This is a genomic window from Limnohabitans sp. DM1, from assembly GCF_001269385.1.
Classification (GTDB): Bacteria; Pseudomonadota; Gammaproteobacteria; order Burkholderiales; family Burkholderiaceae_C; genus Limnohabitans_A.
In genome coordinates, this window is record NZ_CXOO01000054.1 from 55243 (window position 1) to 63713 (window position 8471).

Here is an 8471-nt window from a genome sequence, read left to right on the forward strand (position 1 = left end):
ATCCGACTCTTCAGAGCCCAATTGCGCGCTGGGAGTCGGCCATGAAAAGATCTTTCTCACCCTACAAAATACAACGGGTTTCCCTGTTGTTGGCGTCCACTTGCGTTTTGCCCGTCGCTTGGGCGCAAAACATGGCGCAGTCACCAACCACCTACCCTCCTGTCCAGGTGGTGGACACGGCCCTCGAATACCGCCAGTTTGAAAAGGTCGAAATCACCGGCTCGTCCATCGTGCGCAAGGAGCAGACCCAGGCCCTGCCGGTGCAGGTGATCACGCGCGACGACATCCGGCGCTCCGGCGCCAGCAGCATGGTTGACGTGCTGCACAAGCTGCCCATCATGTCCATGGTGGTCAACAGCGCCGCCATGACCACAACCATTGGCGGTTACACCACGGCCTCCTTGCGCGGCTTGCCCGCCGGAACGCTGCTTTTGCTCAATGGCAAACGGCTGTCCTCTTATGGTCGCCAAAGTGTGTTCGGTGTGGACCGGCCCAGTGTGGACATCAACACCGTGCCTTTGTCGGCCATTGAAAAAATCGAGATCCTGTCGGACGGGGCATCGTCGCTCTACGGATCGGATGCCATCGCGGGGGTGATCAACATCATCACGCGCACCGAGCAAAAGGGTTTTGAAATCGCGGCGGAAACATTGGGCACCTCGCAAGGCGGTGGCCAAGGCCATCAAATCACCTTGAACGCGGGCAAGGGCAGTTTGAGAAAAGATGGCTACAGCCTGCGGCTGACGGCCGAGTTGTTTCATCGGGACCCGTTGCAAGGCAGCGAGCGACCCCAATACGCCCAAGGCCGGTATGTGGTGGAGCGCGATGGGCAGCAGTACGCCATCGACGGCGGACGCCTGACCTCGTACGCCACCCCGGGTGTGTTCTTTCAGCCTGCCAATGCGGCCGACGGAACGCCCAGAAAGGTGTTCAGCTTGCTGCACCAGGACGGACAGTGCCCCAGCGGCTATGTGCCCATGCTCGGCCAGCCATCGTGCCAGTACAACGCTTACTCGGCATTGACCATTTACCCCCAACAAGACAGCCGCAAGCTCTTGCTCCATGGGGAAAAATGGCTGGGCGATGGCACCACCGCCTATGCCGAAGTCTTGCACGCACAACTGACTGACGGCGAAATGGCGGGGCAAGGCTGGCGGCAACTGGTTTACAGCTTGGGCCCGTCCCCCGATTCGGTGGGTGTCCAAGAGGCACTGCGTGCGGGCCTTGATCCTGCCAAAACCCAGTTTCTGTGGTCGCCGAGTTTGCTGCACGGCCTCAAACGGGCCTATGAACAAAACAACTGGCGTGTGGCCACAGGTCTCAAAGGGGAATGGGCCGGCTGGGACTACAAAGCCGAGTTGTACAGGGCTCAGGCGAAAGTGACCCGCAGACTGGAGGTCACGGACTTTGTGGGTCAGGGCTTGGTCAGTGGCCGGGTCTTGACCGATCCGAACATGCTCAAACCCCTGACGGCTGACAACCCCTTGACGGCCACACTCAATGGCTTGCGCAACGTCTGGAACACCTGGGACGAGGGCACCACCCACACCACCGTCGGCCATGTCAGGGCATCGCGCCCGCTCATGGAGATCGAGGGCAAGGATGTGATGTTGGGCACAGGCCTGGAGTGGCGGCGCGAAGGCACGGACTATCGGCACGTGTCGAACACGGAGCAGCAGCCGAGTTTTCAGGCCGAACGTGACATTCAGGCCGCATATCTGGAGCTTCAGCTGCCTGTGACCCCGCAGTGGGACGTGACCGCATCCACACGCTGGGACCGTTACAGCGATTTGGGCACCACGCACAACAGCAAACTGGCCTCGCGTTACGACTTCGACAACGGCTGGTCGGCCAGGGTGTCCTGGGGCACCGGATTTCGGGCACCGTCACTGGCGCAAATGCAGGATGTCAGCAAACTGTATGCCGTTGGCACAACGACGTACATCAATGAATGCAGCCCGGACATGCTGTCGGTGGCGGCCAGGCTCAGCACCAGTCAGGACCGCACGGTGTCTTGTGCCAAAAGTGCGATGACCATTTACGGCACGGGCAATCCGGATTTGAAGCCCGAGTTGTCGACACAAAAGTCATTGGGCTTGGCCTACCGGCCCACACGCAACTTCTCGGTCACCGCCGACTGGTGGTCCATCGACATGCGCGATGTGATTTCCACCATGGCCGATGCTGCCGTGTACGCCGATCCGATCCAATATGAAAAGTTCTATTTGATGCAAAGCAATGGGACACTGGCCATGCGTTTGCCCAACTACAACATTGGCCAGCGCAAAAAGTCCGGCATTGATTTTGATGTGCGCTGGCGTGCGCCCACCGACATGGGCCAATGGAACCTGTTTGTGCAGGGCACGTACAACCTCAAGTCCCAAGACCAGTCCGCACCCGGTCAGGCTTTTGTGTCGGATCTGGCGCGTTACAACAGCATCACCGACACCATCACCCCGCGCCTGCGGCTGCGCTGGATAGCGGGGCTTAGCACGGCCACTTGGAGCCTGCATGGGGCGCTCAATTACACCTCCGGCTATGCCGATCAGGACCGATCCGGCGTGAACTTGGCCACCTTGCAAAGCACGCCCCTCACGGGTTTTGCGGTCCCGTCTTTCACCACGCTGGACCTGCATGCGGCCTACCAAATCAGCCCGGCTGTGAGTTTGCGGGCCACCCTGGGCAACGCGCTCAATCGCCAAGCGCCACAAGCCTTCACCAGCACGGCTGGGCAGGTTTTTGGCTTCAACACGCGTGAGCACGCTTTATGGGGCAGGAATTTCAGCGTGGGCCTGGTGGCCAGATTCTGACCCTGGCACGGGCTGCGACGGACAGGGGAGGCCGGATGGCGCGCAGCACGGCAGCGCAATGGCCGCTGGCCCGTGAGCCCAAAACCACGGAAGCCGTCTGTAAAAAGACACAGGTCGTAAACTTGCTCAACGACTATTTGTGTGAGAAACAATGACCAAGCCATACCGGATCATCGGCCTGCTGTGCGGGCTGACTTTTTTTGCGAGCATCCAGGCACAAGGCCAGGCACCTGCCGCCCCCAGCGCCGCCAAACCTTCCCTCACTGTGACCGTGACCACCCCCCAAACGGCCAGTTTGGCGCAAAAGATCAGCGCCAACGGCAATCTGGCCGCCTGGCAAGAAGCCGTCATCGGGGCCGAGGCCAATGGCCTGAAGATCACCGAGGTGCGTGTGAACGTGGGCGACCGGGTGCAGCGTGGCGATGTGTTGGCGGTGTTGCAGGCCGACAGCTTGCGCGCCGAGCTGGCGCAGGCCGAAGCCCTGCTCGCCGAAGCTGCAGCCAGCGCCCAAGAGGCCAAAGCCCAGGCCGAACGCGCCCGCAGCCTGCAGCAGCAAGGCTTTTTCAGCAACGCGCAATTGAGCCAAGCGCTGGCCGCAGAGGCCTCTTCTGTGGCCCGCGTGCAGTCCGCCCGCGCCATGGTGCAGCTGCAAAACGTGCGCCTGGCGCAAACCCAGGTACGTGCGCCCGATGCGGGCGTCATCTCGGCCAGGCAGGCCACGGTGGGCAGCGTGGTGGGCGCAGGCACCGAGTTGTTCCGCTTGATTCGCCAGGGCCGTATCGAGTGGCGGGCTGAAGTGACGGCTGCCGAAATTGGCCGCATCCAGGTGGGTGCGCCCGTGGAAGTCAAAGCCGCCAGTGGCCAGCTGTTGCAGGGCAAAGTGCGCATGGTGGCGCCCTCGGTCGATGCACAAACCCGCAACGCCTTGGTCTATGTCGACTTGCCCGCGCAAACCGGCAGCGCCCGCGCAGGCATGTACGCCCAAGGCGAGATCGCGCTGGGCCAAAGCCAGGCGCTCACCGTGCCGCAAGCGGCGGTGGTGGTGCGCGACGGTTTCAGTTATGTCTACACCGTGGGGGCCGACCAAAAAGTCAGCCAGATCAAGGTGCAAACCGGACGCCAAAGTGCAGGCCGCGTCGAGGTGACGAGCGGCCTGAAAGCCGATGCCCGTGTGGTGGCCAGTGGTGGTGCATTTCTGAACCACGGCGACACGGTGCGCGTGGTGGATGCGCCAGCCGCTCAAACAGCTCCAGCCACCAAATAAAAGGGACGCCATGCTCAACGTCTCTTCCTGGTCGATCCGCAACCCGATCCCGGCGGTCATGCTGTTTGTGCTGCTGACGGTGGCGGGCCTGATCGCGTTCGGCTCGATGAAGGTGCAGAACTTTCCCGATCTGGATGTGCCCACCATCTCTGTGACGGCCAGCCTACCCGGTGTGGCGCCTTCGCAGCTCGAAACCGATGTGGCCCGCAAGCTCGAAAACGCGATGGCCCCGCTGCAGGGTCTCAAGCACATCACCACCAAAGTGCAAGACGGTGTGGTGTCGATCACCGCCGAGTTCCGCATGGAAAAGCCCAGCCAGGAGGCGGTGGACGATGTGCGTTCGGCCATCCAGGGCGTGCGGGCCGATTTGCCCGGCGACCTGCGTGACCCGGTGGTGCAAAAGCTCAACCTGGCCGGTACACCCGTGCTGGCCTACACCGTGCGCTCGGCGCGCATGGACGACGAGGCCTTGTCGTGGCTGGTGGACAAAGAGATCACCCGCAAACTCTTGTCGCTGCGCGGTGTGGGGGCCGTGAACCGCGTGGGCGGCGTGACGCGCGAAGTGCGTGTGGCGCTCGACGTGAACCGCTTGCAGTCGCTGGGCATCACAGCGGCCGAAGTGTCGCGCCAGCTCAAGCAGGTGCAGCAAGAAGGCTCGGGCGGGCGCATGGATGTGGGCGCGGGTGAACAACCCGTGCGCACCTTGGCCACCGTCAAGACCGCGCAAGAAGTCGGACAAATCGAGCTGGCCACATCGCGGGGCGGCAGTGTGCGCCTGGACCAAGTGGCCACGGTGAGCGACACCCTGGCCGATGCGCGGTCTGCCGCCGCACTGGATGGCAAGCCCGTGGTGGGTTTTGAAGTGGTGCGCAGCAAGGGCGAGAGCGAGGTGGCCGTGGGCCGTTTGGTGCGCCAGGCGCTGGCCGAATACCGCTTGCAAAACCCGGACATCGAGATCACCGAATCCTTCGACTTTGTGACCCCGGTGGAAGAGGAATACAACGGCTCGCTCGTTTTGCTTTACGAAGGCGCGATTTTGGCGGTGCTGGTGGTGTGGCTGTTTTTGCGCGACTGGCGGGCCACGTTTGTGTCAGCGGTGGCGCTGCCGCTGTCGGTCATCCCGGCCTTCATTGGCATGGCTTACTTGGGCTTTTCCATCAACGTGGTGACTTTGCTGGCGCTGTCTTTGGTGATCGGCGTGCTGGTGGACGACGCGATTGTCGAGGTGGAAAACATTGTGCGCCATTTGCGCATGGGCAAGTCGCCGTATCAGGCAGCGATGGAGGCGGCCGATGAAATTGGTCTGGCCGTGATTGCCACCACCTTCACTTTGATTGCGGTGTTTTTGCCCACGGCTTTCATGAGCGGCATTCCGGGCAAGTTCTTCAAGCAGTTTGGCTGGACGGCGTCGCTGGCGGTGTTTGCCTCGCTGGTGGTGGCGCGGGTGCTCACGCCCATGATGGCGGCTTACATCTTGAAGCCCATCGTCACGGCCGCGCACGAGCCGGGCTGGCTCAAGCGCTACATGGTTTGGGCCACTTGGTGCATGCGGCACCGCCTGGTCACCATGGTCTTGGCCACGCTGTTTTTCATCGGCTCCATCATGCTGGTGCCGCTCTTGCCCAAGGGCTTCATTCCGCCGGACGACAACTCGCAAACCCAGGTCTATGTGGAGTTGCCTCCGGGTTCCACCTTGGCGCAAACCCAGGCCAGTGCCGAACACGCCCGCACACTGCTCATGACGGTGAACGACGTGAAAAGCGTCTACACCACGATTGGCGGCGGCAGCGCGGGCTCTGACCCGTTTGCTGGTGGCGGTGCGGCCGAGGTGCGCAAAGCCACGCTCACCATCCAGCTGAGCGAACGCGGCACACGCCCGCGCAAGCAAGCGATTGAAAACGACATCCGGGTGGCCTTGCAGCAACTGCCCGGCGTGCGCACCAAGGTGGGACTGGGCGGCTCGGGCGAGAAATACGTGTTGGTGCTCACCGGCGAAGACCCGCAGGCCCTGCAAACCGCCGCCATGGCGGTGGAGCGCGACCTGCGCACCATTTCAGGCTTAGGCTCCATCGCCTCCACTGCCAGCCTGGTGCGCCCCGAGATCGCGGTGCGCCCCGACTTTGCCAAAGCCGCCGATTTGGGCGTGACCAGCGCAGCCATCAGCGACACCTTGCGCGTGGCCACTTTGGGCGACTACGACCAGGCTTTGCCCAAGCTCAATTTGTCAGAGCGCCAGGTGCCCATCGTCGTGAAATTGGGCGACGAGTCGCGGCAAGACCTGGCCACGCTCGAGCGCCTGATGGTGCCCGGCAGCCGTGGCCCGGTCATGCTGGGCCAAGTGGCCAGCATCGAGGTGGCGGGCGGCCCGGCGGTGATTGACCGTTATGACCGCCAGCGCAACATCAACTTCGAGATCGAACTCTCTGGCATGCCGCTGGGTGATGTGACAGCGGCGGTGCAAAAGCTGCCTGCGCTGCAAAGCCTGCCGCCGGGTGTGAAGATCGTGGAAGTGGGTGACGCCGAGGTCATGGGCGAACTCTTTGCCAGCTTTGGCCTGGCCATGATGATCGGCGTGCTGTGCATCTACATCGTGCTGGTGTTGTTGTTCAAGGGCTTTTTGCACCCCATCACCATTTTGGCGGCGCTGCCGCTGTCGCTGGGCGGCGCGTTTGTGGGCTTGCTGATTGCACAAAAGAGCTTCTCGATGCCCTCGCTCATTGGCCTCATCATGCTCATGGGCATCGCGACCAAAAACTCCATCTTGCTGGTCGAATACGCCATTGAAGCGCGGCGCGGCAAACCCGCTGAAGGTGATCACCCCGCAGTGCCCGGCATGAGCCGCTGGGACGCGTTGCTCGACGCGTGCCACAAACGCGCCCGACCGATTGTCATGACCACCATTGCCATGGGCGCAGGCATGCTGCCGATTGCCGTGGGCTGGGGCGCGGCCGATGCGAGCTTCCGTTCGCCCATGGCGATTGCCGTGATCGGTGGCCTGCTCACCAGCACGGTGCTGAGCTTGTTGGTGATCCCGGTGGTGTTCACTTACCTGGATGATTTGGGCCAGTGGTCTGGCCGCATGTTGAGAAAAATCACACAAACAAGGAGCAAGACATGAACGGCAAAGTGGCGATGGTGGTGGGTGGTGGCAGTGGCATGGGCGCAGCCGCAGCGCGCAAGCTGGCGCACGATGGTTTTCAGGTGGCGGTGTTGTCTTCGTCCGGCAAGGGCGAGGCGCTGGGCCGCGAGTTGGGCGGCTTGGGGCTGACGGGTTCCAACCAGTCGAGCGAAGACCTGCAAAAGCTGGTCGATCAAACCATGGCGCGTTGGGGCCGCATCGACGTGTTGGTCAACAGCGCAGGCCATGGCCCCAAGGGCCCGGTGCTGGAGTTGACCGATGCGCAGTGGCACTTGGGGCTCGACATGTATTTCTTGAACGTGGTGCGCGCTGTGCGCCTGGTGGCGCCCATCATGGTCCAGCAAAAAGCGGGGGCCATCGTCAACATCTCCAGCGCCTGGGTGGTCGAGCCCAGCGCCATGTTCCCAACGTCTGCGGTGGCACGTGCAGGTCTCGCCGCTTTCACCAAACTGTTTGCCGATGAGCACGCCGCGCACAACGTGCGCATGAACAATGTGGCTCTGATGAATTTCAAGTGGGTTGCCCAGCATGAGGATTGATAGCGTGGAAGTCGAGTCTCCCGGCGATCAAGAAGATGACAGTCTTGATCGTTGTGATTCGCGTAAACCCACGCGCACGACGCTTGGATGCCTGGAACAAACCGTTGATGGCTTCGAGGAATCCGTTGGTCTGGCGTGTCTGCGCCCAGGCCACGATGCCTTCCATATGAGCGCGGATCATCTTGGCAACGTCCTTCATCGGTTCGACCTTGGAGCGCATCACGCATGTGCACCAGTGATCCAGCATGGTTCGCACAACGTTGATCTGCTTTCGATCAAGGATCTCACGCAACTGCTCTTTGTAGGACCACGCCCTGGCCGTGCGTTTGACGGTCATCTTGGCCATCAACGCATCCAGTTCAGCTGCCGCCTCCGGTTTGAGCTTGGCTGTGTCTTTGAGCAAAGTCCAGCGCATGCCCTTGAGAGACTTGTCGGTCTTCTGCTCGATCCGGCGCATCTTGTCCACTGCAGTGCTTGCGTGACCGATGATGTGAAACTTGTCAAACGTGATCCGGGCGTTGGGCAAATGCTGGGTAACCCCCGAGATGAAGGCGGGCGACATGTCGATGCTGGTCTGGATGATGTTTTCGCACGGGCAGCCATGGTCTTCCAGGTAGGACGCCAGTTCCTTGATGGTTTTAGCATCGCGCCCTTCGGTTACAAACAACACGCGCCTKGCAACGGCATCAGCGGCCAGCGTGACGTAGCTGTGTCCCCTG

The 8471-nt window shown here is 61.9% G+C and carries 4 protein-coding genes and 1 pseudogene; 4 read left to right on the forward strand and 1 reads right to left on the reverse strand.

The annotated features are described in order from the left end of the window. The first annotated feature begins 41 nt into the window (after positions 1–41). From AMM33_RS18685 to AMM33_RS18700, 4 genes and pseudogenes are all read left to right on the forward strand, one after another. Positions 42–2810, forward strand: a complete 2769-nt coding sequence (locus AMM33_RS18685) for a TonB-dependent receptor plug domain-containing protein (protein WP_090142766.1) — start codon at positions 42–44, stop codon at positions 2808–2810. A 151-nt stretch (positions 2811–2961) separates the two neighbouring features. After that, entirely contained in the window at positions 2962–4074 is a 1113-nt protein-coding gene (locus AMM33_RS18690; RefSeq protein WP_090142767.1) for an efflux RND transporter periplasmic adaptor subunit, read from the forward strand. Between the two features lie 10 nt (positions 4075–4084). Then, on the forward strand, positions 4085–7192 hold the full coding sequence (locus AMM33_RS18695) for an efflux RND transporter permease subunit (RefSeq protein WP_090142774.1): 3108 nt from the start codon (positions 4085–4087) through the stop codon (positions 7190–7192). Continuing rightward, positions 7189–7710 (forward strand): annotated as a pseudogene (locus AMM33_RS18700) (SDR family NAD(P)-dependent oxidoreductase); the annotation flags it as partial. The gene AMM33_RS18695 and the pseudogene AMM33_RS18700, both read left to right, overlap by 4 nt. A gap of 13 nt (positions 7711–7723) precedes the next feature. Here the strand turns inward: AMM33_RS18700 and AMM33_RS18705 are convergent. After that, positions 7724–8471, reverse strand: a 748-nt coding sequence (locus tag AMM33_RS18705; protein WP_194945558.1) for an ISL3 family transposase, incomplete at its 5' end; no start/stop codon positions are given.